Annotated in this window: 25 protein-coding genes; 11 read left to right on the top strand and 14 right to left on the bottom strand. The window is 72.6% G+C overall.

The genetic code is table 11. The features are described from left to right. The first annotated feature begins 68 nt into the window (after positions 1–68). The gene (locus tag AC0682_RS12090) at positions 69–1,226 is read left to right on the top strand and encodes a threonine aldolase family protein (protein WP_478532551.1); all 1,158 of its coding nucleotides are present in this window, start codon (positions 69–71) and stop codon (positions 1,224–1,226) included. 59 nt (positions 1,227–1,285) lie between these two features. On the opposite strand, the gene AC0682_RS12085 is transcribed toward AC0682_RS12090, so the two are convergent. Beyond that, entirely contained in the window at positions 1,286–1,468 is a 183-nt protein-coding gene (locus tag AC0682_RS12085) for a hypothetical protein (RefSeq protein WP_478532550.1), read from the bottom strand. A 103-nt stretch (positions 1,469–1,571) separates the two neighbouring features. On the opposite strand from AC0682_RS12085, the gene AC0682_RS12080 reads away from it, so the two are divergent. Then, the gene (locus tag AC0682_RS12080) at positions 1,572–2,684 is read left to right on the top strand and encodes a DUF5937 family protein (RefSeq protein WP_478532589.1); all 1,113 of its coding nucleotides are present in this window, start codon (positions 1,572–1,574) and stop codon (positions 2,682–2,684) included. A 23-nt stretch (positions 2,685–2,707) separates the two neighbouring features. Here AC0682_RS12080 and AC0682_RS12075 read toward each other — a convergent pair whose 3' ends face one another. After that, on the bottom strand, positions 2,708–3,382 hold the full coding sequence (locus AC0682_RS12075; protein WP_478532549.1) for a response regulator transcription factor: 675 nt from the start codon (positions 3,380–3,382) through the stop codon (positions 2,708–2,710). Positions 3,383–3,437: 55 nt separating this feature from the next. Next, complete coding sequence (locus AC0682_RS12070; RefSeq protein WP_478532547.1) at positions 3,438–4,640, bottom strand: sensor histidine kinase; 1,203 nt, start codon at positions 4,638–4,640, stop codon at positions 3,438–3,440. A gap of 96 nt (positions 4,641–4,736) precedes the next feature. Here AC0682_RS12070 and AC0682_RS12065 point away from each other — a divergent pair, with 96 nt between their 5' ends. Then, positions 4,737–5,711, top strand: coding sequence for an SAM-dependent methyltransferase (locus tag AC0682_RS12065; protein WP_478532546.1), 975 nt, complete (start codon positions 4,737–4,739; stop codon positions 5,709–5,711). A 174-nt stretch (positions 5,712–5,885) separates the two neighbouring features. After that, positions 5,886–7,028: an NADH-quinone oxidoreductase subunit D gene (locus tag AC0682_RS12060; protein WP_478532544.1), complete on the top strand. Its 1,143-nt coding sequence runs from the start codon at positions 5,886–5,888 to the stop codon at positions 7,026–7,028. A gap of 16 nt (positions 7,029–7,044) precedes the next feature. On the opposite strand, the gene AC0682_RS12055 is transcribed toward AC0682_RS12060, so the two are convergent. From AC0682_RS12055 to AC0682_RS12040, 4 genes are all read right to left on the bottom strand, one after another. Then, the gene (locus tag AC0682_RS12055) at positions 7,045–8,124 is read right to left on the bottom strand and encodes a hypothetical protein (protein WP_478532542.1); all 1,080 of its coding nucleotides are present in this window, start codon (positions 8,122–8,124) and stop codon (positions 7,045–7,047) included. A gap of 171 nt (positions 8,125–8,295) precedes the next feature. Further along, complete coding sequence (locus AC0682_RS12050; protein WP_478532541.1) at positions 8,296–9,261, bottom strand: ABC transporter substrate-binding protein; 966 nt, start codon at positions 9,259–9,261, stop codon at positions 8,296–8,298. Between the two features lie 62 nt (positions 9,262–9,323). Next, positions 9,324–9,998 carry an ABC transporter permease gene (locus AC0682_RS12045; RefSeq protein WP_478532539.1) on the bottom strand — a complete coding sequence of 225 codons (675 nt, stop codon included), beginning with the start codon at positions 9,996–9,998 and terminating at the stop codon, positions 9,324–9,326. 3 nt (positions 9,999–10,001) lie between these two features. Next, positions 10,002–10,766, bottom strand: coding sequence for an ABC transporter permease (locus tag AC0682_RS12040; protein WP_478532537.1), 765 nt, complete (start codon positions 10,764–10,766; stop codon positions 10,002–10,004). Positions 10,767–10,947: 181 nt separating this feature from the next. Between AC0682_RS12040 and AC0682_RS12035 the strand changes: the two genes are divergently transcribed. Further along, on the top strand, positions 10,948–12,114 hold the full coding sequence (locus AC0682_RS12035) for an ABC transporter ATP-binding protein (protein ID WP_478532536.1): 1,167 nt from the start codon (positions 10,948–10,950) through the stop codon (positions 12,112–12,114). Positions 12,115–12,265: 151 nt separating this feature from the next. Here the strand turns inward: AC0682_RS12035 and AC0682_RS12030 are convergent, their stop codons facing one another. After that, complete coding sequence (locus tag AC0682_RS12030; RefSeq protein ID WP_478532534.1) at positions 12,266–13,387, bottom strand: alpha/beta hydrolase; 1,122 nt, start codon at positions 13,385–13,387, stop codon at positions 12,266–12,268. A 188-nt stretch (positions 13,388–13,575) separates the two neighbouring features. On the opposite strand from AC0682_RS12030, the gene AC0682_RS12025 reads away from it, so the two are divergent. The 6 genes from AC0682_RS12025 (at position 13,576) to AC0682_RS12000 (ending at position 18,498) form a co-directional block, all read left to right on the top strand. Next, positions 13,576–15,399: a phosphatidylglycerol lysyltransferase domain-containing protein gene (locus AC0682_RS12025; protein ID WP_254812288.1), complete on the top strand. Its 1,824-nt coding sequence runs from the start codon at positions 13,576–13,578 to the stop codon at positions 15,397–15,399. Between the two features lie 33 nt (positions 15,400–15,432). Further along, positions 15,433–16,293: a dihydropteroate synthase gene (folP, locus tag AC0682_RS12020; protein WP_478532533.1), complete on the top strand. Its 861-nt coding sequence runs from the start codon at positions 15,433–15,435 to the stop codon at positions 16,291–16,293. Beyond that, a complete protein-coding gene (locus AC0682_RS12015) occupies positions 16,290–16,763 on the top strand; it encodes a nuclear transport factor 2 family protein (RefSeq protein WP_254812287.1) in 474 nt (157 codons plus the stop codon). The genes folP and AC0682_RS12015 overlap by 4 nt, the downstream gene beginning before the upstream one ends. A 213-nt stretch (positions 16,764–16,976) precedes the next feature. Then, positions 16,977–17,336: a dihydroneopterin aldolase gene (folB, locus tag AC0682_RS12010; RefSeq protein WP_254812286.1), complete on the top strand. Its 360-nt coding sequence runs from the start codon at positions 16,977–16,979 to the stop codon at positions 17,334–17,336. Continuing rightward, on the top strand, positions 17,333–17,944 hold the full coding sequence (gene folK, locus AC0682_RS12005; protein WP_478532531.1) for a 2-amino-4-hydroxy-6-hydroxymethyldihydropteridine diphosphokinase: 612 nt from the start codon (positions 17,333–17,335) through the stop codon (positions 17,942–17,944). Before folB ends, folK begins: the two co-directional genes overlap by 4 nt. A gap of 62 nt (positions 17,945–18,006) precedes the next feature. Next, on the top strand, positions 18,007–18,498 hold the full coding sequence (locus AC0682_RS12000; protein WP_254812284.1) for a DUF3180 domain-containing protein: 492 nt from the start codon (positions 18,007–18,009) through the stop codon (positions 18,496–18,498). 59 nt (positions 18,499–18,557) lie between these two features. On the opposite strand, the gene folE is transcribed toward AC0682_RS12000, so the two are convergent. From folE to dacB, 6 genes are all read right to left on the bottom strand, one after another. Next, on the bottom strand, positions 18,558–19,163 hold the full coding sequence (gene folE / locus AC0682_RS11995) for a GTP cyclohydrolase I FolE (RefSeq protein ID WP_254812283.1): 606 nt from the start codon (positions 19,161–19,163) through the stop codon (positions 18,558–18,560). A 184-nt stretch (positions 19,164–19,347) separates the two neighbouring features. Further along, positions 19,348–21,408 carry an ATP-dependent zinc metalloprotease FtsH gene (ftsH, locus tag AC0682_RS11990; protein ID WP_478532530.1) on the bottom strand — a complete coding sequence of 687 codons (2,061 nt, stop codon included), beginning with the start codon at positions 21,406–21,408 and terminating at the stop codon, positions 19,348–19,350. Between the two features lie 186 nt (positions 21,409–21,594). After that, positions 21,595–22,134 (bottom strand): hypoxanthine phosphoribosyltransferase, encoded by a 540-nt coding sequence (hpt, locus tag AC0682_RS11985; protein WP_032754715.1) that lies wholly within the window; start codon positions 22,132–22,134, stop codon positions 21,595–21,597. A 98-nt stretch (positions 22,135–22,232) separates the two neighbouring features. Further along, positions 22,233–23,372, bottom strand: a complete 1,140-nt coding sequence (tilS, locus tag AC0682_RS11980; RefSeq protein ID WP_254812281.1) for a tRNA lysidine(34) synthetase TilS — start codon at positions 23,370–23,372, stop codon at positions 22,233–22,235. A gap of 187 nt (positions 23,373–23,559) precedes the next feature. Further along, complete coding sequence (locus tag AC0682_RS11975) at positions 23,560–24,696, bottom strand: zinc-dependent metalloprotease (protein WP_254812280.1); 1,137 nt, start codon at positions 24,694–24,696, stop codon at positions 23,560–23,562. Between the two features lie 94 nt (positions 24,697–24,790). Beyond that, positions 24,791–26,275 carry a D-alanyl-D-alanine carboxypeptidase/D-alanyl-D-alanine endopeptidase gene (gene dacB, locus AC0682_RS11970; protein ID WP_478532529.1) on the bottom strand — a complete coding sequence of 495 codons (1,485 nt, stop codon included), beginning with the start codon at positions 26,273–26,275 and terminating at the stop codon, positions 24,791–24,793. Positions 26,276–26,286: the final 11 nt, after the last annotated feature.

Genomic DNA, 26,286 nt, shown 5'->3' with positions numbered 1-26,286 from the left:
CGGAAGCGAGGCGGAACGGACGGGAGACACACGGGTGTGCCGCGCGGGGTCCAGGGGATGATCGTCCCATGACAGCCATCGATGAGCAGGAGCAGCGGCGACGGCGACTCGCCGCCTGGCGTGGATCCCACCGGGTGCTGGCCCGCCGGTCCACGGACGGCACGGTGGGCGAGGGGCTCGCGGCGCTGGCCGCCGGGGCCGGTTCCGTACACGATCCCGACGGTGCGGTGGATGTGTACGGGGGCGGGGTCGTCGCGGAGCTGGAGCAGCGGGTGGCCGACTTGCTCGGGACGGAGGCGGCGGCGTTCTTCCCGACCGGGACCATGGCCCAGCAGGTGGCGCTGCGGTGCTGGGCGGGGCGGACGGGCAACGCGACGGTGGCGCTGCACCCGCTGGCCCACCCGGAGCTGCACGAGGAGGGGTCCCTGGCGGCCGTGAGCGGGCTGCGCACGGTCCACCTGACCTCCGCGTCCCGGATGCCGAGTGCGGAGGAGGTGCGGGACCACCCGGAGCCGTTCGGCACGCTGATGCTGGAGCTGCCACTGCGGGACGCCGGGTTCGTGCTGCCGACCTGGGACGAGCTGGAGGCGACCGTGGCGGCGGCCCGGGAGCGGGACGCGGTGGTCCATCTGGACGGGGCGCGGCTGTGGGAGTGCGGTCCGCACTTCGGGCGGGGCCTGAAGGAGATCGCGGCGCTCGCGGACAGTGTGTACGTGTCCTTCTACAAGTCGCTCGACGGGCTGTCGGGGGCCGCACTGGCGGGGCCCTCGGCGCTGGTGGAGGAGGCCCGGGTGTGGCGTCACCGGTACGGGGGACAGCTCTTCCAGCAGTACCCGGCGGCGCTCTCCGCCCTGATCGGCCTGGACCGGGAGCTGCCCCGGCTGCCGTCGTACGTGGCCCACGCGAAGGTGGTGGCCGGGGCGATGGCGGAGGGGTTCGCGGCGGCCGGGGTGCCGTGGTTCCGGGTCCGTCCGGAGCCGCCGCACACGCACCAGTTCCAGGTCTGGCTGCCGTACGGGGCCGGGGTGCTGGACGAGGCGTCGCTGCGGCAGGCGGAGGAGACGGGCGTGACGCTGTTCCGGAGCTGGTCGGAGGGGGCTCCGGGGGCGGCCGGGCTGCCGCCGGGGGTGTCGGTCACGGAGGTGACGGTCGCCGGGGCCGGGCTGGAGTGGTCGGCGGAGGAGGTGCGGGAGGCGGTGGCCGGTTTCGCGGGGCTGTTGGCGTAGGGGGTTGTGGGCGCAGGGGCCTTGCCGGATGGCCGGTCCCCGGCTTCCGGGCTCCGGCCTCAGACACCGGACGGCCCGACGTGGCCCGGACGGGCGGTACGGGGCGTCGGCGGGTGGGTCAGCCAGTGGCGGTAGAGGTCGCGCAGGGTCCGGCGGTCGTGGCGGCCCGGCGGGGGCGGTGCGGGCTCGCCCAGGCGGGCCGCGCGGCAGGTGTCGAGCATGTGCTGCTGGATGGCGTCCATGCATCCAGCGTGCGCAGGTCACGGCGGGCCCGCGCGTTGATTGACGGCCACCGTCAAACGGAACGACGGCCGGTCCCCGTACCCGCACCATGGACGGGTGAGCGTGCACATAGACATCGCGGGCCTGACCCCCGACCGCATCGAATTCGCGACCTCTCCCCTGGCCGAGCTGGGCGTCGCCCTGCACGCGCTCTCCGAGCCGGGCCACCACCCCGGGGTGCACGGCTGGGCCACCGCGACGGCGGCCGGGCTGGAGCCCGATCTCGCGGACCGGCTGATGGAGGCGGAGTTCCTCTGGCGGAACACCTTCTCGGACGTCTTCATGCCGTTCGCCGGGATCCGAGGGGGCGACGGCCGGACCGGGGCGACCCTGGCGGAGGACCTGGACATCCTGGACCGGCTGGACGACGAGCGGTTCGTGACGGCGGCCCTGGAGTTCACCTGCAGCAGCCTGTACGGGGCGGGCTCCGCCTCCCCGCTCTCGGACCCGGCGATGCGGGCCCGCGCCCTGGACATGGCGGCGGCCCGGGGCCCGCGCCAGGTGGACTTCACCCAGCGGCTGCTGGCCGACCCCGCCCCCGTACGCCGCTGGCTGAGGCGGCTCTTCGAAGACCTGGACCAGGCGTTCTTCGCGGACACCTGGCGCCGGGTCTCGGTCCAGCTGGCCGCCGACGCCCGGCACAAGACGGAGCTGCTGCGGCGCAAGGGCCTCGCGGAGGCGGTCGGGGCGGTCTCCCCGGCGCTGACCGTGGACGAGGAGGCGGGCAGGATCTCCGTCGACAAGCTGGCCGAGGGCCGGACCACCGCCGTCGACCCGGACGTCGGCTCCGGCCTCACCCTGATGCCCAGCACCTTCGGCTGGCCCCATCTGATGGTGCTGCACGCCCCCGGCTGGCGGCCGGTGCTCCACTACCCGGTCCGGATGCCCGACCTGTCGGCCCCCGCCTCCGTGGAGCTGCTCCAGCGCCGGATGGAGGCGCTGGCCCACCCGATGCGGATGCGGCTCTGCCGCAACCTCGCCCGCTCCCCGTACACCACCGGCGAACTGGCCGAGTCGCACGGCATCACCGCGCCCGAGGTCTCCCGGCATCTGTCGGTGCTCAAGAAGGCGGGTCTGATCACGACGCGCCGCCGGGGCCGTTACGTACTGCACCAGCTGGACGTCACGGTCGTCGCCCGCCTCGGCAGCGACTTCCTGGAGGGCGTGCTGCGCTGAGCCGGGCCATGGGGCCCGGGGTCTCAGCCCGCTCCGCCGCCCGCGCGCACCAGCCCCGTCTCGTAGGCGAGGACGACGACCTGGACGCGGTCGCGCAGGCTCAGCTTGGTGAGGATGCGGCCGACGTGGGTCTTGACCGTCGCCTCGGAGAGGACCAGGCGGGAGGCGATCTCGCCGTTCGAGAGGCCCTGCGCGACCAGGAGCATCACCTCGCGTTCGCGTTCGGTGAGCTTCTCGACGTGCTTGTTCTTCGGCTGCTTCTCGCTGCTGGGCAGCATCGGGGAGAAGCGGTCGAGCAGACGGCGGGTGGTGGAGGGGGCGACGACCGCGTCACCGCTGTGCACCGAGCGGATCGCGGAGAGCAGTTCGGCGGGCGGCACGTCCTTGAGCATGAAGCCGCTGGCGCCCGCCTTCAGCCCGGAGAAGGCGTACTCGTCCAGGTCGAACGTCGTCAGGATCAGCACCTTCGGCGGGTTCGGCTGCGCGCAGATCCGACGGGTCGCCTCGACCCCGTCCAGCCGGGGCATGCGGACGTCCATCAGGACCACGTCCACGGCGGTCGAGCGCAGGATCTCGATCGCCTCGGCGCCGTCCCCGGCCTCCGCCACCACCTCCATGTCCGGCTGGGCGGCCAGGACCATGCGGAAGCCCGTACGGAGGAGCACCTGGTCGTCGACGAGCATCACGCGGATGGCCATGGGGTCTTGTCCTGTCCTGTAGGGAGGGAAATAGGCTGGTGGGAGGGGCGGGGCGCTACTCGGCCGGTTTCAGCGGCAGCAGCGCGCTGATCCGGAAGCCGCCACCGGGCCGCGGCCCCGCGTCCAGGGTTCCGCCGACCATGCCGACCCGCTCCCGCATCCCGATCATCCCGTGCCCGGCCCCGTCCGCGCCGCCGTCCTCGTACAGCTCGTGCGCCGCGCCCCGGCCGTCGTCCTCGACCAGGAGCCCGAGGCCGTCGTCGAAGTAGACCAGCCGGACGCTGGCCCCGGCGTCCGGGCCGCCGTGCTTGCGGGTGTTGGTGAGGGCTTCCTGCACGATGCGGTACGCGGTCAGCTCCACACCGCTCGGCAGCGGGCGGGCGGTGCCCTCCACCTTGAAGTCCACCGCCAGGCCCGTCCTGCGGACCTGCTCGATCAGCTCCTCGATCTGCTCCACGTCGGGCTGCGGGACGTACTCCCCGCTCTCCGGCGCGTCCCCGGTCCGCAGCACCCCCAGCAGCCGCCGCATCTCGGCCAGCGCCTGCCGCCCGGTGGAGGAGATCGTGGTCAGCGCCTGCCGGGCCTGGTCGGGCGCCGTGTCCATCACGTACGCCGCGCCGTCGGCCTGGACGACCATCACCGAGACGTTGTGCGCGACGACGTCGTGCAGCTCCCGGGCGATACGGGCCCGCTCGGCGGCCACCGCCACCTTGGACTGCGCCTCGCGCTCCCGCTCCAGCCGGGCGGCCCGCTCCTCCAGCTGGCTGAAGTAGGCCCGCCGGGTGCGCAGCGAGTCGCCCATCACCCAGGCCAGCACGAACGGCACCGTCATGATCACCGTCACGAAGACCTGCTGCGGCCAGGAGCCGCCCGGCTCGGACGGCCAGCGCAGCTGTGACAGGGCGGCCGCGCTCAGGCTGCACACCAGGGCGAGCCGGGAGGCCCAGCGCTCCCCGATCGTGGCCACCGTGAAGGTGATCACCAGCATCGCGAAGTTGCCGATGCCCGGCCGGACGTCGAAGAGCAGCTGGCAGAGGCCCACCGCGATGGCGAGCAGCAGCATCTTCTCCGGGAGCCGTCGGCGCAGCGCCACCACCGTCGAGAGCCCGAGCGCAACCGGAATCGCGAGGAACGTCTCCCGCCCGGTGGCGTACATGCCCGACGCCAGCGACATGCCGGAGAGCCCGAGGAGGACGACCGCCCAGAAGACGTCGACGCCCGTCGGGTGTCTGCGGAGAAAATCGTAGAGGCGCTGCACGTAGCCCAGCGTAAGGACAGCGGACAGGTGCCGGGGTCAACCGGAGGGTCGATCCAGATCCTGGGACCGTACTCCCCAAGGTGGAGACTTGCCCACATGACGCAGGAGTGGCGCGGGTGGCGGGCGGCGGCGCAGACCGCACTGTACGGCGACGAGGGCTTCTACCGGAGTCCGGTCCGCAGTCCGCGGGGGCCGGCGGGCCACTTCCGTACGTCGGTGCACGCCTCACCCCTCTTCGCGCGGGCCGTGGCCCGGCTGCTGGCCTCGACCGCGCGGGAGCTGGGTACGCGGACGGTGGCGCTGGTCGATGTGGGCGCGGGGCGGGGTGAATTGCTGACCGGGGTGCTCGCCGCCGCCCCCGAGGGGCTGGAGGTGGTCCCGTACGGGGTGGAGGTCGCCGCCCGCCCGCCGGGGCTCGACCCGCGCGTGCGCTGGTGCTCCGAGCCGCCCCGGGGGGTGGCCGGTCTGCTGTTCGCCAACGAGTGGCTGGACAACGTGCCGGTGGAGGTGGCGGAGGTGGACGGGGCCGGGGTCGCCCGGTACGTCCGGGTGCGGACCTCGGACGGGGCGGAGCGGCTGGGGCCGCCGGTGGCCGGGGCGGACGCCGAGTGGCTGGAGCGGTGGTGGCCGCTGTCGGCGCCGGGCGAGCGGGCGGAGATCGGGCTGCCCCGGGATCTGGCCTGGGCGGGGGCGGTGGGGTCGCTGGAGGCAGGGCTCGCGGTGGCGGTGGACTACGCGCATGTACGGGGCGAGCGGCCGCCGTTCGGGACGCTGACCGGCTTCCGGGGCGGGCGGGAGGTGCGCCCGGTGCCAGACGGCTCCTGCGACCTGACCGCCCATGTGGCGCTGGACGCGTGTGCGGCGGGGGCGGGCCCGGGGGCGGTGGAGCTGACGGACCAGCGGACGGCGCTCGGGCGGCTCGGGGTCTCGGGGGAGCGGCCGCCGCTGACGCTGGCCGCCTCCGATCCTGCGGCGTACGTACGGGCGCTGGCGGCGGCGGGCGAGGCGGCGGAGCTGACCGCGCGCGGCGGACTGGGCGACTTCGGGTGGCTGCTGCACCGGGTGGGGTGATGCGGGCGGGGTGAGCTCCGGGGTGGCCGGGACGGGTGACCGGCCGCCCCGAGGGCGACGGCAGGGGCGGGTGACCGGCCGCTCGGGGAAGTGACGGCGGGGCGCGTGGCAGGCGGCGTGGCCGGGGTGGGTGACCGCCGGTGCGGCGGGGCCGGGCAGGGAATACTGGCCCCCATGACGGAGACGACCATCGGCATCGGCGGCGCGGCGGAGAGCACCGACATGGTGCTGAACATCGGCCCGCAGCACCCCTCCACGCACGGCGTGCTCCGGCTCCGGATCGTCCTGGACGGCGAACGCGTCCAGCACGCCGAGCCGGTCATCGGCTATATGCACCGGGGCGCGGAGAAGCTCTTCGAGGCGCGCGACTACCGGCAGATCATCATGCTCGCCAACCGCCACGACTGGCTCTCCGCCTTCTCCAACGAGCTGGGCGTCGTGATGGCCGTCGAGCGGATGCTCGGCATGGAGGTCCCCGAGCGCGCGGTCTGGACGCGGACGCTGCTCGCCGAGCTGAACCGGGTCCTCAACCACCTGATGTTCCTCGGCTCCTACCCCCTCGAACTGGGGGGCATCACCCCGGTCTTCCACGCCTTCCGCGAGCGCGAGGAGCTGCAGGCGGTGATGGAGGAGGTCTCCGGCGGCCGGATGCACTACATGTTCAACCGGGTCGGCGGGCTCAAGGAGGACATCCCGGCGGGCTGGACCGGCCGGGTCCGCGACGCCGTCACCTCGGTCCGCTCCCGGATGGACGTGTACGAGAACCTGGTCCTCGGCAACGAGATCTTCCGGGGCCGCACGCGCGGGATCGGTGTGCTCTCCGCCGACGCGGTGCACGCGTACGGGGTGTCGGGGCCGATCGCCCGCGCCTCGGGCGTCGACTTCGACCTGCGGCGCGACGAGCCGTATCTCGCGTACGGGGAGCTGCGGGACACCCTGGAGGTGGTGACCCGGACCGAGGGCGACTGCCTGGCCCGGTTCGAGTGCCTGCTGGAGCAGACCCTCAACTCCCTGGAGCTGGCCGACGCCTGCCTGGACCGGCTGGCCGACATGGAGCCGGGGCCGGTCAACCAGCGGCTGCCCAAGGTGCTGAAGGCGCCCGAGGGCCACACGTACGCCTGGACGGAGAACCCGCTCGGCGTCAACGGCTACTACCTGGTGTCCAAGGGCGAGAAGACCCCGTACCGGCTGAAGCTGCGCTCGGCGTCCTTCAACAACATCCAGGCGCTCACCGAACTGCTGCCGGGGACGCTGGTCTCCGACATGGTGGCGATCCTGGGTTCGCTCTTCTTCGTCGTCGGGGACATCGACAAGTAACCGGCCGGCCGGTTCCTCAGGAGACCGCGCCGCGCAGCTGCGCCACCTCGATCTGCTCGGTCTCGTCGTGCGCGGTGAGGTCGATGACCTTGCCGACCGCCCGGTGCTGCGCCGCTGACGTGCGGTGGTCGGCGAGTGCCTCCTCGCCGACGACGTCCGCCAGGTCCTCGTTCTGCACGGACTCGATGGCGGCCTTCGTCTTCTGGCCGTTCTGCGTGCCGAAGAAGTCGAAGCTGCCCTGGGGGACCAGATGGCGGCGGGCCGCGTACGGCACGACGGCCGAGGCGGTGGGGACCGTACGCGGTACGTGTACGGGTGCGGCGGAGGCCGGGAGCGGGGAGGCGGGGGCTGGGAGCTGCGGGGCCGGGGCGGGCGGGACGGTCGAGGGGCGGCTGTGGCGGTGCTCGCCCGCCCCGGTGGCCGCCGCGTCCTTCCCCTGCGGGTCTTCCCCCTCCGCGCGCTGCTCCGGGTGCTTCCTCGCGCCCTGCTTCGGGGCGACCGACTGCCGGGCCACTTCCGCGGCACGGCGGGCTTCCTGGCGGGCGGCGTTACGGGTGAGGTTCCCCAGGGCCTCGTCCGCGCGGCGGTAGGCCTCCGGGGTGGGCGTCGACCGTCCGACGGTCAGCTCGGGAGCCGGGGCGGCCGACTCGACGGCCAGCTGCCTGCGGCCCTCCAGCGCACTGGCCCGCTCGGTCTCGGCGTTGGCGTACCGGCGCAGGAGCCCCGCGTGCTCGCCGCGCAGTCCGGCCAGCTCCACGCGCTTGCGGCGGAGCTTGGTCTCCAGACGGGTGCGCAGCTCGCGCGACTCCTCCAGATCCTGCTCCAGCTCGGCTATCCGCTCCTCGGCCCGCCACTCGTCCCGGGTGCGGGCCCGGGTCAGCTCGGCGACCCGCAGCCCCGCGGCCCGGTCCCAGCTGCGCATCAGATAGGCGCCGGCCAGCGCGGCGGCGGCCACGGCGGCCACCAGCCCGCGCAGCGCGAGGGGTTCGGCGAGGAACCAGGCGCCGGTGGCACCGACGACCGACACTCCCGCCACCACGGAGGGCGGCAGGATTCTGTGAAGGGGTGGCGAATGGCGGTGGCGTCCACGTGGCATGGCCTGAAATTTACCGTGTGTACGCGCTGCTTGGGGGGCCGCCCGGCAATCTTTCCCGGCCGGTTACCCGACGGCCCCCCGAAACCCCCTGTTCCTTGATCGAGAAGGCTCTCGATCAAGAACATCCCGACCGGCCGGGCCGACTTCTCGACACGCCCGCTTCTCGGCGGCCTACTTCTCGACGAGGCCCTTCGACTCCAGATACTCCTTGGCCACATCCGCCGGCTTCGCGCGCTCGGCGTCGACCTTGCGGTTCAGCTCGGCGAGATCCTCCGTGGTGAGCGCATCCGTGACCTTCTGCAGCGCGGCGGCGATCTCCGGGGCGCCCGCGTCCTTGGCATTGAGGACCGGCAGGACGTTGTCGGCGTTCTGGAGCTTCCTGTCGTCCTCCAGGAAGACCAGCCCGTCCAGCACCGCGTCGGTGGTCGTCGTCAGGACCAGCTCGACCTTGCCGTCCCGGACGGCCTGCTTGGACTGCGGGGTGCCTACGCCCTTGGGGTCGATACCCGCCACATCGATGCCGTACGTCTTCTTCAGACCGGGTGCGCAGAAGGGCCGCACCGCGCACTCGTCGCCCGCCGCGATCTTCACCTTGAGCTTCGACTTCCCGAGATCGGAAAGGGTCTTGAGGTGGTGCTTCGCGGCGAATTCCTCGGATACCGCGAAGGCGTTCTGGTCGACGGCCTTCCCGGCCGGGAGCACCTTGAGGCCCAGCGGACCGGCGAGCTTCTCCAGGGCGGCGACCGTGGCGGCGGTGTCCGGGGAGGCGAGGGGGTTGTTCTGGGCCTTGTCCGCCCCGTTCACCTTGGCGTTGAGGAATTCGGTGATGGTGGCGGCGTATTCGGGGACGACGTCGATCTCGCCCTTCTCCAGCGAGGGCTCGTACAGCTCACGGTTCTTCACCGTGGTGACCGAGGTGCGGTATCCGGCGTCGCCCAGGATCCGCGCGTACAGCTCGGCGAGCACCTTGGACTCGGTGAAGGCGGCCGAACCGACGACGAGCGAGCCCTTCGTGGCGTCGCCGCCCGAGGAGCCGCTCCGCTCCTGCTCCAGGGTGTCGCCGCCGCAGGCCGCCAGCGACCCTGCCAGCGCCACCATGCCGATGACCGCTCCGGCTATCCGCGAGGTCCTGCTCATGTGTTGCTCTCCGTCCGAACAGAGGAAAAGTGTCAGAGAAAGGTGGGGCGAGACGTGCGTGCTCAGGCGGGCCGGCGGCGGCGCAGCGGGGACAGCGCCCGGTCCAGCGCCACCAGCGCCCCTTCCACCAGCAGGGCAAGCGCGGCGACGAGGACCGCGCCCGCGAAGACCTGTGCGGTGTCGTAGGTGTTGAATCCGGCGGTGATGATCCGGCCGAGGCCGCCGAGGCCGACCATGGCGGCGATGGAGGCGGTGGCCACGACCTGGACGGCGGCGGAGCGCAGCCCGGTCATGATCAACGGGTAGGCGAGCGGCAGCTCGACCCGGACGAAGAGCTGCCCGCCGGACATCCCCATGCCCCGGGCGGCCTCCACCACGGACCTGTCCACCTCCCGCATCCCCACGTAGGCGTTGGTCAGCAGCGGCGGTACGGCGAAGAGCACCAGCGCGATGACGGTGGGCCAGTAACCGGAGTTGCGCAGGGGCGTGAGCATGAAGAGGGCCAGCACCGCGAAGACCGGGACGGCCCGCCCCACGTTGGAGATGTTGACCGCGAGCGCACCCCCCTTGCCCAGGTGGCCCAGCCACAGGGCGATCGGCAGGGCGATGGCGCAGGCCACCGCGAGGGCCGCCCCGCTCACGTACAGATGCTCGCCGAGGCGCTGCGCGGCGCCGCCGTCGCCCGACCAGTTGGCCCCGGTGGTGAGCCAGGTCCAGGCGTCGCCGATGACTCCCACAGGTCAGCCCGCCTCCACCTTCGCCGGGGCGGGTGTCCCCGCCGCACCGCCCGGGCCACGGGAACCGCCCTCGCCGCCCGTACGCGTCTCCCCCGTCGCCGCCGGTATACGCGTCCAGGGCGTCAGCAGCCGCTGGAGGCCCAGGAGCAGCAGGTCGGCGGTGACCGCGAGGAGGACGCAGAGGACCGAGGCGGTGAGCACCTGGGCCTTGAAGAAGCTCGGCAGCGCGTCCTCGATGAGATTGCCGAGGCCCCCCTTGCCGACGAGCGAGCCGACCGTGGTCAGCGCGACCGTCGACACGGTGGCGATGCGCAGCCCCGCCATCAGCGCGGGCAGTGCGAGCGGCAGCTCCACCTCCCACAGCAGCCGCCACCGCCCGTATCCCATGCCCCGGGCGGCCTCCCTGGCCTCCTGGGGCACCGCTTCGAGACCGGCCAGGATGTTCCGTACGAGGATGGTCAGCGAATAGAGCACCAGGCCCGTGACGACGAGCGCGGCGGAGAGCCCGAACAGGGGCAGCAGCAGCGAGAACATCGCCAGCGAGGGCACCGTGTAGAGGACCGTCGTCAGGCCGAGCACCGGTCCGGCGAAGCCACGGCCCCGGCGGGCGAGCAGCGCCAGCGGGAAGGCGACCACGAGCCCGATGAGCACCGAGGCCACCGTTATTCCGATGTGCTGCACGGTGGCGTCCGTCAACTCCTGGCCGCGGGAGCGCAGATACTCGCCGCAGATCCAGTCGTTCGTCGCCAGGCAGTCCGATCCGGCCATCCGGCCCCCACCTCCCCCTTCCCCGTCATGTCCCCGCGGCGCCCGTATTCCCTGCCGCGTTCCCCGTCACGCCCGCTGTCGAGCGAATCTCCGGCGAGCCTATCCTCGACCACTGACATCGCGGAGGCTGTCGCCTTTTCGGCAACACGCCCTTCACGCATCGCCGCCACAATGGGGACCCATGATCCGTTTCGAGCACGTCACCAAGCGGTACGCGGACGGCACCACCGCCGTCGACGACCTTTCCTTCGAGGTGGCCGAGGGCGAACTGGTCACGCTCGTCGGACCTTCCGGTTGCGGCAAGACGACCACCATGAAGATGGTGAACCGGTTGATCGAGCCGACCGAGGGCACGATATTCCTCGACGGGGACGACATATCCGCCGTCGACCCCGTCGAACTCCGCCGCCGTATCGGCTATGTGATCCAGCAGGTGGGCCTCTTCCCGCACAGGACGGTCCTGGAGAACACCGCGACCGTCCCCCATCTCCTGGGCTGGAAACGCGGAAAGGGACGCGCACGCGCCGCCGAACTCCTCGACCTCGTCGGACTCGACCCCTCCGTCTACGGTGACCGCTATCCGGAACAGCTCTCCGGCGGACAGCGCCAACGCGTCGGTGTCGCCCGCGCCCTGGCCGCCGATCCGCCCGTCCTGCTGATGGACGAGCCTTTCGGGGCGGTCGACCCGGTGGTCCGCGAACGGCTCCAGAACGAATTCCTGAAACTCCAGGCCCAGGTCCGTAAAACCGTCCTGCTCGTCACCCACGACATCGAGGAGGCCGTCCGCCTCGGGGACCGCATCGCCGTCTACGGGCAGGGCCGCATCGAGCAGTTCGACTCCCCCGCCACCGTCCTCGGCGCCCCCGCCACCCCGTACGTGGCCGACTTCGTCGGCGCCGACCGCGGGCTCAAGCGGCTCTCGGTCACCCCGATCGAGGAGAGCGACCTCGACCGGCCCCCGGTCGTCCACCTCGACGACACCCTCGCGGAGGCCACCGCACGGCTCCGCTCCGAGGGCGCGCGCTGGGCGGTCGTCCTGGACGGCCGGGAGAACCTGCACGGCTGGATCCCGGCCGACACCCCCGCCGACGGCACGGCCTCCGTCCGCGAGCACGCCCGCCGGATGGAGGCCTGGCTCCCGCTCGGCGCCCCGCTGAAGCAGGCGTTCGCCACCATGCTCCAGCACGACGCCGGGTGGATCGCGGTGATCGACGAGGGGGGTGAGGGCCGCTTCCTCGGCGTCCTGACCCCTGCCCGGCTGCACGAGGCGCTGCGCCGCTCGATCGACGCCGACGCCCAGGCGCTGCCGCGCGCGGAGGTGGCGGTGGAGACGGTCGCCACGGCGTGAGCCCCCGGCGCCCGCCGTGAGGCGCGGACCCTCCCGGCGCCCGCGTACGTGGACCCTCCCGGCGCCCGCCACAACGTGGGCGCCCGGCGCCCGTCCCGGCGCAGCGCCGGGACTCACTCCCGCCGGGAGCTCCGCCGCACGCCCCAGGCCCTCACTGCGCGCTGAGGCGCCCGCTCAGCCACTCCAGGGCCGGCGGGATCTCCCGGCGCCAGGTCGTGAAGTTGTGCCCGCCGCTCTCCAGCACGATCGAGGACACCTGGGCGGGCGCCTTCACCTTGTCGATGAACCGCATCGTGCTCTTCAGGTTCCCCTCGCCCTTCCGTGACGTCGTCACCAGGAACGACCCCCCGGGCGGCGGCCGGTTCTCCAGCGTCCACATCAGGTCCGCCCGGTCCCGCAGTGCCTGGTTCCCGTGGAACAGATCACCCGTCGTCGGGTCCTCGGCCGCCTTGTAGTACGCCGAGAGCCCGGCGCTCGCCGCGTACCGGTCCGGGTGGTGCAGGCCGATCTTCAGCGCGCAGTAGCCACCGGTCGAGTTGCCGATGATCCCCCAGTTGCGGGCCTCCTCGCCGACCCGGTACGACTGCGAGACCGCCTCCGGGAGGTCCTTCGCGAAGAACGTCTCCGTCTGCGGCCCCTTCGGGATGTCCACGCACTCGGTGTCCCGGGGCGGGGCCACCGTCGGCCGCAGCATCACCAGGATCATCGGCTGCGCCGTGCCCGCCCTCACCCGCTCGTGCGCCGTCTGCGGGTAGCGCAGGCCCTTGAGGAGGTTCTCCGCCGTCCCCGGGTAGCCGGTGAGCACCACGACCGCCGGGAACGTCCGGTCGGCGTAGTCGCGCTGGAAGTACTCCGGGGGCAGATAGACGTACGCCGGTGACTCGATGCCCGACTGCCGCCCCGAGATCACCACCTTGTCGATGCGCCCGCCCGCCGACGGCACCCTGCCGCCGGGGACGTCCGGCCGCTGGGTGGAGATCCGCGTCATGTGGCGCGACCCGGCCGCCCCGTCCCGGTGGTCGGTGACCACGCCCAGGTCCTGCTCCCGGCCGAAGAGGTCGGCCCAGGAACCGTAGAAGAGGAACGCGTTGTTGGCGGCCAGGCCGACCGCGGCGAACAGCGTCAGCTGGGTCGCCAGCAGCAACCCCACCCGGCCCGTGACGGCCGCGGCGCTCCGCCGGGCCAGACGTGGCCAGAGCCAGACCGTGGCGGCGAACAACGCCACGGCCGTGGCGGCCACGACCGCCAGAACTACCTTGCTGGTGAGACCCATGAGTGAGCTGTCCCCACGTTCTTCTCGACGCTCCCGGCGGGCGCTCTCCGCGCCGGTGAGCAGGAAATTTCCGGAATGTGGATGAACCTTCGCCACCCAACGCCCGTCCTACAGGGCGCACATCGTCCGTAGGGCCACGCCGACGGACCGAAGAATCTCTGCAATCTCATCGGGAGCCACGGGAAGCGATGTCTGTCACGGTAGATGGGGATAAATCGGTGTCGGTTCCACCACGCCTGCGGCGGCTGCTGCGCGGGCCGCGCCCCGAATCCGTACCGACGGTCGTCGGCACCGCCTGCACCGTCGTCGGACTGATCGACGTCGCGGCCGGGGTCTTCCCGCGCTTCCGGCACAGCCGGATGCACACGCTGGCCGAGGTGCTCCCCGGAGCGCTCGGCCCGTTCGCCGCCGCGCTCTCGCTGAGCGCGGGCATCCTGCTGCTCCTGCTCGCGCACGGGCTGAAGCGGCACAAGCGACGGGCCTGGCGGGCGGCGGTGGTGCTGCTCCCCGCGGGGGCCGTGGCGCAGTTCGCCTACCGCCACTCGATCGTCGGCGTGCTGGTCTCCCTGACGCTCTGCGCGCTCCTGATCCGCCACCGCGACCAGTTCCGCGCGCTGCCCGACCCGCGCAGCCGCTGGCGGGCGCTCGCCAACTTCGTGCTGCTCGGGGCCTCTTCGCTGGCGCTCGGCCTGGTCATCGTCTCCGTCCACCCCGGCCGGGTCGTCGGCGACCCGTCCATCGCGGACCGGCTCCAGCACGTGCTGTACGGCCTGTTCGGCGTGGAGGGGCCGGTCGACTACGCGGGGCGGACCAGCTGGACCGTGGCGTACTCCCTGGGCGCGCTCGGCCTGCTGACCGCCGTCACGACCATCTACTTCGCCTTCCGGCCCGAGCACCCGGCGGCCCGGCTCACCGAGGACGACGAGAGCCGGCTGCGGGCGCTGCTCGCCACCCACGGCGGGCGCGACTCGCTCGGCCACTTCGCGCTCCGCCGCGACAAGGCCGTCGTCTTCTCCCCCAGCGGCAAGGCCGCCGTCTGCTACCGGGTCGTCTCCGGGGTGATGCTGGCCGGCGGGGACCCGATCGGGGACGTGGAGGCCTGGCCGGGCGCGATCGAGCGGTTCATGGACGAGGCGAAGGCGCACTCCTGGACCCCGGCCGTGATGGGGTGCAGCGAGCGCGGCGGCGAGGTCTGGACCCGGGAGACCGGGCTCACCGCCCTGGAGCTGGGCGACGAGGCGGTGGTGGACGTCGCGGATTTCTCGCTCGCCGGGCGGGCCATGCGCAACGTACGCCAGATGGTGGGGCGCATCGAGCGGAACGGCTACGAGACCCGGGTCCGGCGAGCACGTGACATCGGCGCCACCGAGCTGGAGCGCATCCGCCGGGCCGCCGCCGACTGGCGCGGCACCGACACGGAGCGCGGCTTCTCCATGGCGCTGGGCCGGATCGGCGACCCCGCCGACGGCGACTGCGTGATCGCCACCGCCCACCTCCCCGGCTCCGGGGACGGACCGCACGGCGACCTGAAGGCCGTCCTCCACTTCGTCCCCTGGGGGCGCGACGGGATGTCGCTGGAGCTGATGCGCCGCGACCGCTCGGCCGACCCCGGCATGAACGAGCTGCTGATCGTCGCCTCGCTCCAGGCCGCCGGGAAGCTCGGCGTCCAGCGGGTCTCGCTGAACTTCGCGATGTTCCGCTCGGCCCTGGCCCGCGGCGAGCGGCTCGGCGCGGGACCGGTGCTGCGCTGCTGGCGCGGGCTGCTGATCTTCCTCTCGCGCTGGTTCCAGATCGAGTCCCTGTACAAGTTCAACGCCAAGTTCCGGCCGCGCTGGGAGCCGCGCTTCATGGTCTTCCGCTCCAGCCGGGACCTGCCCCGGATCGGGATCGCTGCGATGCAGGCGGAGGGCTTCGTCAACTTCTCGCTGCCCCGCCCCTTCCGCCCGCGCGACCGGCGCCCCTGCGGCCACACGCCGCGTACGGCCCAGGAGCACGAGGTACGCGCGGCGTGACGGGCGGGTCGTGAGGGCGCCTACGCTGGTGGCATGAGTACGACACGCGCGCGGGGCACGGTCCGAGGACTGCCGGAGTGGGACCGCTGTGCGGTCATGGGGGTCGTCAACGTGACGCCCGACTCCTTCTCCGACGGGGGCCGCTGGTTCGACACGACGGTCGCGGTCAAACACGGCCTGGACCTGGTCTCCGAGGGCGCCGACCTGGTCGACGTCGGCGGCGAGTCGACCCGGCCGGGCGCCACCAGGGTGGACGAGGCCGAGGAGCTGCGGCGGGTCGTCCCGGTCGTCAGGGGGCTCGCCTCCGAGGGCGTCACCGTCTCCGTGGACACCATGCGCGCCCGCGTCGCGGAGCAGGCCGTCGCCGCCGGGGCCGTCCTGGTCAACGATGTGAGCGGCGGCCTCGCGGACCCGCACATGATCCCGGCCGTCGCCGCCGCCGAGGTGCCGTTCGTGGTGATGCACTGGCGCGGCTTCAGCGAGTCGATGAACAGCCTCGCGGTGTACGAGGACGTGGTCGCCGAGGTCCTGGCGGAACTGCGGCAGCGGATGGACGCGGTGGTCGCGGGCGGGCTCGCACCGGACCGGGTGGTGATCGACCCGGGCCTCGGCTTCGCGAAGCTGGCCCCGCACGACCTGTCCCTCGTCGCGCGCCTGGAAGAGCTGCACGTGCTGGGCAGGCCCCTCCTGGTGGCCGCCTCCCGCAAACGTTTCCTCGGCCATGTGCTGGCCGGGCCCGACGACACCCCGCCGCCCGCCCGCGAACGGGACGCGGCGACCGCGGCCGTCTCCGCCCTCGCCGCCCGGGCCGGGGCCTGGGCGGTCCGCGTCCACGAGGTGGGGGCCACCGCCGACGCCGTCCGGGTCGCCCGCGCCGTCGAGGGAGCCGCGTGAACGAGGAGCACGCACGGGCCGCCGCCGACATCGCGGAGGTGGAGGCGGCCAACACCGCGTTCTACGAGGCGGTGGAGCGCGGCGACCAGGCGGCCCTCTCCGGCCTCTGGCTGCCGGGCGAGGACCTCACCGTCTCCTGCGTCCACCCGGGGTGGCCGGTGCTCACGGGCCGGGGCGACGTGCTCCGCAGCTATGCGCTGATCATGGCGAACACCGAGTACATCCAGTTCTTCCTCACCGACGTCAACGTCGCCATGACCGGCGACACCGCCCTGGTGACCTGCACCGAGAACATCCTCAGCGGCGGCCCCGCCGAGGACGGCGACGCCCTGGGCCCGCTGGTGGGCCAGCTCGTGGTCGCCACGAACGTGTTCCGGCGCACCCCGGGCGGCTGGAAGCTCTGGTCCCACCACGGCTCACCCGTCCTGGCGGAGACCGGCGAGGAGGACGACGAGGAGCCGTCCCCCTGACGGCGGACGGCCGCCCGCACGAGTGGGGGGAGCGACCGGGGGAGGTTGGGCCCCCGGCCATGGGGGTAGGGGCGGCTACCAGTGCCGTGCGGCGCTGCCGATGGCCCCCGCGGGCGAGCACGGTCGGTGCTCGCAGGTAGATTCGGAAGAAGGCGCCGAGCCGCCCGCACGCGGCCGGATGCCCTTGGACCAACGACAGCAGGAGTGATTCGCGTGGATCGTGTCGCGCTGCGCGGCCTCAAGGCCCGTGGGCACCACGGCGTCTTCCCCCGGGAGCGGGAGGAGGGCCAGACCTTCATCGTCGATCTGGTGCTCGGCCTCGACACCCGCCCCGCGGCAGCCGCCGACGACCTGGCCCGCACCGTGCACTACGGCGTGGTGGCCGAGGAGGTCGTCGAGGTGGTGACGGGCGAGCCGGTCGACCTGATCGAGACGCTCGCCGAGCGCATCGCCCAGCGGTGCCTGAAGCACGAGGGGGTCCAGGAGGTCCAGGTCGTGGTGCACAAGCCGGACGCCCCGATCACCGTCCCGTTCGACGACGTGACCATCACCATCACCCGGAGCCGAGCATGACCGCGTTCTCCACCGAGGGGCAGAGCGACCCGACCGTCCAGCCGGTGCCCGCCGCCGTCGTCAAGCAGGTGGACGCCGCCGACACCACCCTCTCCAACCCCAAGATGGCCGTGATCGCCCTCGGCTCCAACCTGGGCAACCGGCTGGAGACCCTCCAGGGCGCCGTGGACGCGCTGGAGGACACCCCGGGCCTGCGGGTCAAGGCCGTGTCGCCGGTCTACGAGACGGAGCCCTGGGGCGTCGCCCCGGATTCCCAGCCCTCGTATTTCAACGCGGTCATCCTCGTGAAGACCACGTTGCCCCCGGCCTCCCTGCTGGAGCGCGGCCAGGCCGTCGAGGAGGCCTTCGAGCGGGTCCGCGAGGAGCGGTGGGGCCCGCGCACGATCGACGTCGACATCGTGTCGTACGCCGACGTCCTCTCCGACGACCCGGTGCTCACCCTCCCCCACCCCCGTGCCCACGAGCGGGCCTTCGTCCTCGCACCCTGGCACGACATGGACCCCGAGGCCCAGCTCCCCGGCGCGGGCCCGGTCGCCGACCTCCTCGCGGGCGTCGGCCGCGAAGGCGTCCAGCACCGCGCCGACCTGGAACTGCGCCTGCCGGAGTAATCGTTAGGCTCGACGGGCACGAGCTCAAGCAACAGAACAGGCGACGAAGGGCGGCGCACGCGGTGAAGCAACTACGGCTCGGGGTACTGGCGGGCCTCTTCGCCGCCGCCGGCGTCCTCTCCTGGGGCGGCGCCCGCCTCTGGGACTCCCTCGGCACGCTCCCGAGCGTCCCGCTGGCCGCGTCGATCGTGCTCGCCGTGATCGCGGTGATCCTCCTGGCCACCGCCCTCTCCCTCCGCGCCCGCCTCCGCGCCCAGCGCGAACGCCGCCCGGGCGCCAAGGGCGTCGAACCCCTGATGGCCGCCCGGGCCGTCGTCTTCGGCCAGGCGAGCGCCCTGGTCACCGCCCTGGTCGCCGGGATGTACGGCGGCACGGGCGTCTTCCTGCTCTCCTTCCTCGACGTCCCGCCCCGCCGCGACCAGGCCATCTACGCCGGCGCGGCGGTGGTGGCCGGCATCGGCGTCATCGCCGCCGCCTTCTTCCTGGAACGCGTCTGCCGCCTCCCCGAGAACGGCGACGACGACCACGACGGCACGGGGGCGGCGGCCGCGTAGGGCGGCCAGGGCTCGTGGCATCGTCGGTCTCAGGGGGCCGGTGGCGCTGCGCGGCGGGTTCAGTTCGCCATGATGAGGCTCATCGCCTCGGCGCGCGTCGCGGGGTCGCGGAGCTGGCCGCGTACGGCCGAGGTGAGGGTCTTCGCGCCGGGCTTGCGGATACCGCGCATGGACATGCACATGTGCTCGCACTCGATGACCACGATGACGCCGCGCGGCTCCAGGATCGTCATCAGGGACTCGGCGATCTGGGTCGTCAGCCGCTCCTGGACCTGCGGGCGGCGGGCGTAGACGTCGACGAGGCGGGCCAGCTTGGACAGGCCGGTGATCTTGCCGGTGGTCGCCGGGATGTAGCCGACGTGCGCGACGCCCCTGAACGGCACCAGGTGGTGCTCGCAGGTGCTGAACACCTCGATGTCCTTGACCAGCACCATCTCGTCGTGGCCCAGGTCGAAGGTGGTCGTCAGCACGTCCTCGGGCTGCTGGTACAGCCCGGCGAATATCTCCTTGTACGCCCGTGCCACCCGCCCCGGTGTCTCCTTCAGGCCCTCGCGGTCCGGGTCCTCGCCGACGGCGATGAGGAGTTCGCGTACGGCCGCTTCGGCCCGCTTCTCGTCGAATTCGCCGATCGTTCCCTGGCCGTCCAGCGTCACCGGGTCGGTCATCTGTGCCTCGTTCCTCAGTGCTGCCCCGTGCGCGGTTCGCACGTGGACATCGCAGGCATACGGAAAAGCCGCGCCCCCACAGGCTAAAACCTGGGGGGCGCGGCATCCATTCCGGGCCTGGTGGGGCCTCCGTGACGGAGGTCTCAGCAGAGGAAGGGGCCAGGGCGTGTCCGGCGGACGCGCCCTAGCTCTCGGGACGGTCCTCGGGGAGGGGCTCCGGGGAGGGAGCGATGTCCTTGGTGAGGTCCGTCGTCGGGGCGATCTCCGGCGGGGTGGCCGAGCCGTTGGCGGTGGAGGCGCCGTTGGTGAGGGCCAGCTCCTTGGGGGAGAGGACCGGGGGACGCGTCGACGGGGTGCGCCGGGCGGAGCCGGTCCACGCCGGGCGGGCGGGACGCTTGACGATCGGGGCGAAGATCTCCGCGATCTCGTCCTTGTTGAGCGTCTCCTTCTCCAGGAGTTCGAGGACGAGGGCGTCGAGGATGTCGCGGTTCTCGACGAGGATCTCCCACGCGTCGTTGTGGGCGGTCTCGATGAGCTTCTTGACCTCTTCGTCGACCAGCGCCGCGACCTCTTCCGAGTAGTCGCGCTGGTGGCCCATCTCGCGGCCCAGGAAGGGCTCCGAGTTGTCGCCGCCGAACTTGATCGCGCCGAGCCGCTCCGTCATGCCGTACTGGGTGACCATCGCGCGGGCCGTCGCCGTGGCCTTCTCGATGTCGTTGGCGGCGCCGGTGGTCGGGTCGTGGAAGACCAGCTCCTCGGCCGCGCGCCCGCCCAGCATGTACGCCAGCTGGTCGAGCATCTCGTTGCGGGTCGTGGAGTACTTGTCCTCCTCCGGGAGCACCATCGTGTAACCGAGGGCGCGGCCGCGGGAGAGGATCGTGATCTTGTGGACCGGGTCCGACTGGGGAGAGGCCGCCGCGACCAGGGCGTGTCCGCCCTCGTGGTACGCGGTGATCTTCTTCTCCTTCTCGGACATGATCCGGGTCCGCTTCTGCGGACCCGCCACGACACGGTCGATCGCCTCGTCGAGGCTCTCGTTGTCGATGAGCTTCTTGTCGCTGCGCGCCGTCAGGAGCGCGGCCTCGTTCAGCACGTTCGACAGGTCGGCACCGGTGAAGCCGGGCGTGCGGCGGGCGACGGCGCCGAGGTCGACGTCCTTCGCGACGGGCTTGCCCTTCTGGTGGACCTTGAGGATCTCCAGGCGGCCCTGCATGTCGGGGCGGTCGACGGCGATCTGCCGGTCGAAGCGGCCCGGGCGCAGGAGCGCGGGGTCGAGGATGTCGGGACGGTTCGTGGCGGCGATCAGGATGACCCCGCCCTTCACGTCGAACCCGTCCATCTCGACGAGCAGCTGGTTGAGCGTCTGCTCGCGCTCGTCGTGACCGCCGCCCATGCCGGCGCCGCGGTGGCGGCCGACGGCGTCGATCTCGTCGACGAAGACGATCGCCGGGGCGTTCGCCTTGGCCTGCTCGAAGAGGTCACGGACCCGGGAGGCACCGACACCGACGAACATCTCGACGAAGTCGGAGCCGGAGATCGAGTAGAACGGCACCCCGGCCTCGCCGGCGACGGCACGGGCCAGCAGCGTCTTGCCCGTACCGGGCGGCCCGTAGAGCAGGACGCCCTTGGGGATCTTGGCTCCGACGGCCTGGAACTTCGCAGGCTCCTGGAGGAACTCCTTGATCTCGTGGAGCTCCTGCACGGCCTCCTCGGACCCCGCCACATCGGCGAAGGTCGTCTTCGGGGTGTCCTTGGTGATCAGCTTGGCCTTGGACTTGCCGAACTGCATGACCTTGGAGCCGCCGCCCTGCATCTGGTTCATCAGGAACAGGAAGACGACGACGATCAGGACGAAGGGCAGCAGCGAGAGGAGGATCGAGACGAAGGGCGACTGCTTCGACGGCGAGACGGTGTAACCCTTCTCGATGTCACCCGCCTCGAACTTCTGCTGGAGCGTGTCGGCGAGCTGGACGCCCTGGTTGCCGATGTAGCTCGCCTGGAACTTGGTGCCGGACTCGCCGGCCAGCTTCTGGCCCTTCTTCAGCTCGATCTTGAGGATTTGCTCGTCACCGGTGGTCAGCTTGGCCTGCTCCACCTGGTCCTTGCTGATCGCCTGGATCACCTTGGCGGTGTCCACCGTCTTGTGGCCGCCCGACGAGCCGACGACCTGCATCAACACGACCACGGCGAGGACGGCCAGCACGATCCACATGACCGGCCCACGGAAGTATCGCTTCACGTCCATCCATACGGAGCGAAGACGCCCCGTCCCTCCTGCCCGTAGGTAAATGCTGCTGTGTGGGAAAGCTCTGCTTGAAAAGAGTGCTCTTCGGACGGTACCCCAGCATGGAGGCCCGCGACCGCTGCGTGCGGCGGAGAAACCCGCTTTCGCAGCTTCAACGGCTCGCGGGCCGCAAGGGTTCCCCGGCGGTCAGCCGCCGTAGACGTGCGGGGCGAGCGTGCCGACGAAGGGGAGGTTGCGGTACTTCTCCGCGTAGTCCAGCCCGTAGCCGACGACGAACTCGTTGGGGATGTCGAAGCCGATCCACTTCACGTCGATCGCGACCTTGGCGGCGTCCGGCTTGCGCAGCAGGGTGCAGACCTCCAGGGAGGCCGGCTCCCGGGAGCCCAGGTTGGACAGCAGCCAGGACAGCGTCAGGCCGGAGTCGATGATGTCCTCGACGATCAGGACGTGCTTGCCCTTGATGTCGGTGTCCAGGTCCTTGAGGATCCGCACGACACCGGAGGACTGGGTGCCCGCCCCGTACGAGGAGACGGCCATCCAGTCCATCGTGACGGGGGTGGACAGCGCGCGCGCCAGGTCCGCCATGACCATCACCGCGCCCTTGAGGACGCCGACGATCAGCAGGTCCTTGCCCGCGTACTCCGCGTCGATCTTCGCGGCCAGCTCGACGAGCTTCGCGTCGATCTCTTCCTTGGTGAGGAGCACCGACTGGAGGTCGCTGCCCATGTCCTTCTCGTTCACCCGCGTCTCTTTCTCGCCTGCCGGGTCCGGGGGTGCGCCCCGGACCCGGCCGGCTGTTCGCCTGCGTCTGTGCCGCTCACGCGTCAGCTCTGCCGAATGACCAGTCTGCCACCCTGCCGCCGGGCCTCGACGCGGCCGGGCAGGTTGATGGCCCGCTGGCCTCGCCAGCCGGTGATCAGGCGGTCGACTTCTTCGAGATGGCGGGCGAAGAGGGAGCCGGCCGGCGCCCCCGCCTCGATGACGGCCCGGCGCAGCACCCGGCGGCGCACGGCGGGCGGCAGGACGTAGAGCTTGGCGCACTCCAGCTGGCCGGCCTCGTCCCGTACGGAGCGCTCCGCCTCGGCGGCCCAGGTGTCGAGGGCGTCGGCGTCGTCGCGGGAGAGCTGGGCCGTCCGGGCGAGGGCTTCGACGACGCCTTTGCCGAGCGCCTTCTCCAGGGCGGGCAGGCCCTCGTGGCGGAGGCGGGAGCGGGTGTAGGCGGGGTCGATGTTGTGCGGGTCGTCCCAGACGGGGATCGACTGGACCAGGCAGGCCTTGCGGGCGGTCTGCCGGTCGAGCTGGAGGAAGGGGCGGCGGTAGCGGCCGGCCGGTCCGGAGGCCGCGGCCATGCCGGAGAGCGAACGGATGCCGGAGCCGCGGGCGAGGCCCAGGAGGACGGTCTCGGCCTGGTCGTCGCGGGTGTGGCCGAGGAGCACGGCGGCGGCTCCGTGGCGCTCGGCGGCGGCGTCCAGCGCGGCGTAGCGGGCGTCGCGGGCGGCGGCCTCGGGGCCGCCCTCGCGTCCGACGTGCACGGCGACGGCCTCGACGGGGTCGAGGTCCATGGCGGCGAGCCGGGTGACGACCTCGGCGGCGCGGAGGCCGGATCCCGGCTGGAGGTTGTGGTCGACGGTGATGCCGCCGGCCCGGACGCCGAGCTTGCGGGCCTCGAAGGCGAGGGCCGAGGCGAGCGCCATCGAGTCGGCGCCGCCGGAGCAGGCGACGAGGACCAGCGGGGCGGTCGGCCGGTCGGAGAGAGCCGGACGGTCGGGGAGGGCGGGCCGGTCGGGGAGGGCGGGGCTGCCCGCCGTGCCGGCTTCGGCGTAGCGGGGGGCGGCGGCCGTGGTGCGCCGGGGCTCCTGGGCGGGAGCGTCGTGGCCGTCGTGGCGGTGGAATTCGGTGAGGACGTCGTGGAGTACGCGGCGGACCGCCAGGCGTATCGCCGCGACCGCAGGATGGGGACCCATGTCCGGTGCCCTTCGTGGAGTTTCGGGAGGAGCGTCGAGCGCCGGAACGCGGGAGTCCCGTCACTCAGAGTGCGTCGATGGTGACAGAGACAAGCTGTTCATCGAGCATTGCACGCCTTCCCATGCCCTCATGGTCCCTCGGATGGGTGATTGGAGGGCAGATTCCCGGACGTGGGCCGGAAAAGGGTCACGATTCCGCCTTGCGGTGCACCCGCGCGACCCACTCCGCGGGTTTGGCGATCTCCGCCTTGGTGGGGAGGGTGTTGGGCGAGGTCCAGACCCGGTTGAAGCCGTCCATGCCGACCTCGTCGACGACCGATCGTACGAACTTCTCGCCTTCCTTGTACTGACGGAGCTTGGCGTCCAGGCCGAGCAGCTTGCGCAGGGCCTGGTCGAGCCGGCCTGCGCCCTGGGCGCGGCGCTTCTGGAACTTCTCGCGGATCTCGGCGACGGAGCCGACGACCTCGGGGCCGACGCCGTCCATCACGTAGTCCGCGTGGCCTTCCAGGAGGGACATGACGGCGGTGAGGCGGCCCAGCACCTCGCGCTGGGCGGGGGTCTGGACGACGTCGACGAGGCTGCGTCCGCCGTTCTCGCCCTTCTCGCCCTCGGGGCGGCCCGCGCCGGAGAGGGACTGGGCGGCCTCGCGGAGTCGCTCCAGGAAGGTCATCGGGTCGACGTCGGTCTCGTCCAGGAACGTCTGGATCTCGCCCTGGAGGTGGTCGCGGAGCCAGGGGACGCCGGTGAACTGGGTGCGGTGGGTCTCCTCGTGGAGGGCGACCCAGAGCCGGAAGTCGTGCGGGTCGACGTCGAGTTCCCTCTCGACGTGGACGATGTTCGGGGCGACCAGGAGCAGCCGTCCGCCACCGTCGGCGGAGCCGGGCAGCTCCCGGGTGGCGGGGGCGAACGTCTCGTACTGGCCGAGGATCCGGGAGGCGAGGAACGAGAGCAGCATGCCCAGCTCGACGCCGGTGACCTTGCCGCCGACCGCGCCGAGCACCGCTCCGCCGGGTCCGCCGGGGCGGCGGCTCTCCATCTTGGCGAGCAGCGGGCGGAGCAGTTCGCGGAAGCCGGCGACGTTGGCCCTGATCCACCCGGCCCGGTCGACGACCAGGACGGGGGTGTCCTCCGGTTCGGTCCCCTCGGGGATCATCCGGGTGAAGTGGCGGACGTGTCCCTCGGAGGACTTGGCGTGCCGACGCAGCTCCGCGACGACGGCTCGGGCGTCCTCGCGGCTGATCTCGGGTCCGGGCCGGACCAGTCGGGTCGCGGTCGCAACCGCGAGGTTCCAGTCGACCATCTCTGCACCACCGATGCTCGTCATGCGTCAACCGTACGTGAGCGGGTCGCCCGGTGGTGGGGTGTCGGGCCGCTCCCCGGGCGCCGGGGGCTCCCCCGGCGCCCGGGATCGTCCGGCCTCAGCCTGCCGTGCCTCCCGCGCCGGTGAGTGCGGCGGCCAGGGCGTCGAGGGCGGCTTCGGCGTCGCCGGGCACGGTGGAGCCGGAGGCGAGGAAGGCGAAGGCGAGCAGCCGGCCCTGGGGGTCGACGACGGTTCCGGCGAGGGAGTTGACCTTGGTGAGGGTGCCGGTCTTGGCGCGGATCAGGCCGGGGGTGCCGGCGGTGTCCCGGTAGCGGGTGCTGAGGGTGCCGGTGAAGCCGGCGACGGGGAGGCCGGTGAGGACGGGACGCAGTCCGGGCCGCTCGGGGTCGGCGGCGCGGGCGAGGAGCGCGGTGAGGAGGGCCGGCGTGACCCGGCCCTGGCGGTCGAGTCCGCTGCCGTCCGCGAGGCGGGCTCCGGCGGTCGGCACCTGGAGCTTCTTGAGCTCGGTGGTGACGGCTCGGCGGGCGCCCGCGAAGTCGGCGCTCTCGCCCTTGGCGATGGCGGTCTGCCGGGCGAGCGCCTCGGCGATGTCGTTGTCGCTGTTGGTGAGGGTGCGCTCGACGAGGGCGGAGAGCGGGGCGGAGCGGTGGGTGGCGACGGTGCGGGCTCCGGCGGCCGGGCGGGCCGCGCGGGGCTCGCCCCCGACCGCGACGCCCGCCGCCGTCAGCTGGGCGGCGAAGGCGCGGGCGGCATCCCCGGCGGGGTCCTTGCTGCGGTCGGCGGGGCCGCGGTCACTGCCGTCGAGCCGGCCCTCGTCGACCATCAGGGCGGTGACGGGCGCGATGTTGGGGTTCTTCCCGATGGGGTGGCGTACGGGGCCGGTGTAGCGGGAGGTGTCGTAGGCGAGCCGTACGGGGCCCTCGCCGTCCCCGCCCAGCGCCTTGGCGGCAGTGGTGGCCAGCGAGCGCAGGGCGGCGGTGTCCAGGGTGGGGTCGCCGCCGCCGACGAGGGTGAGGGTGCGGCCGTCCTCGGAGAGGCGGACGGTGGTGGCGATGCGGTGGTCGGGGCCGAGGGCGGAGAGCGCGGCGGCGGCGGTGGCGATCTTGACGGTGGAGGCCGGGGTCATCGGGGTGGCCGCGCCGCGCCCGTACAGCTGCTCGCCGGTGGCGGTGTCGACGACGGAGGCCGCGACCCGGGTGCCGAGTTCGGGTGCGGCGATGAGCGGGGCGAGGGCGGCGCGCAGACTCGCCGGGTCCTGTGGGGCGGAACGGGTGACGGTGTCGAGCGCGCCGAGGACGGCGGGGGCGCTGGGGGCCGGTTCGGGGGCGCCGGGGAGCCTGCGGCCGTGATGTCCGCCACCTGTGGGGTGCGCGGCGGCTGCGAGCTGCCGCTCGGCCTTACGCTGACCGTTGTCCCAGGGACCGGCGGCGAGGACGGCGCCGGTGGCCACGACCAGGCCGAGCACGGCGGAGCCTGCGACGACCTGCCAGGTGTTGGACCCGTTGCGCTTGCTCTTCGGGTTCTTGATCCGGCCCCACGGGTCCGACGGACGGTTCGACGGTTCTTCCACCGACTCGGCCACCGTTGACCAGC

The organism is Streptomyces sp. NPDC043746 (assembly GCF_056436485.1).
Note: the sequence above shows the minus strand (reverse complement) of the source record. Positions and strands in the feature narration are given on the sequence as shown.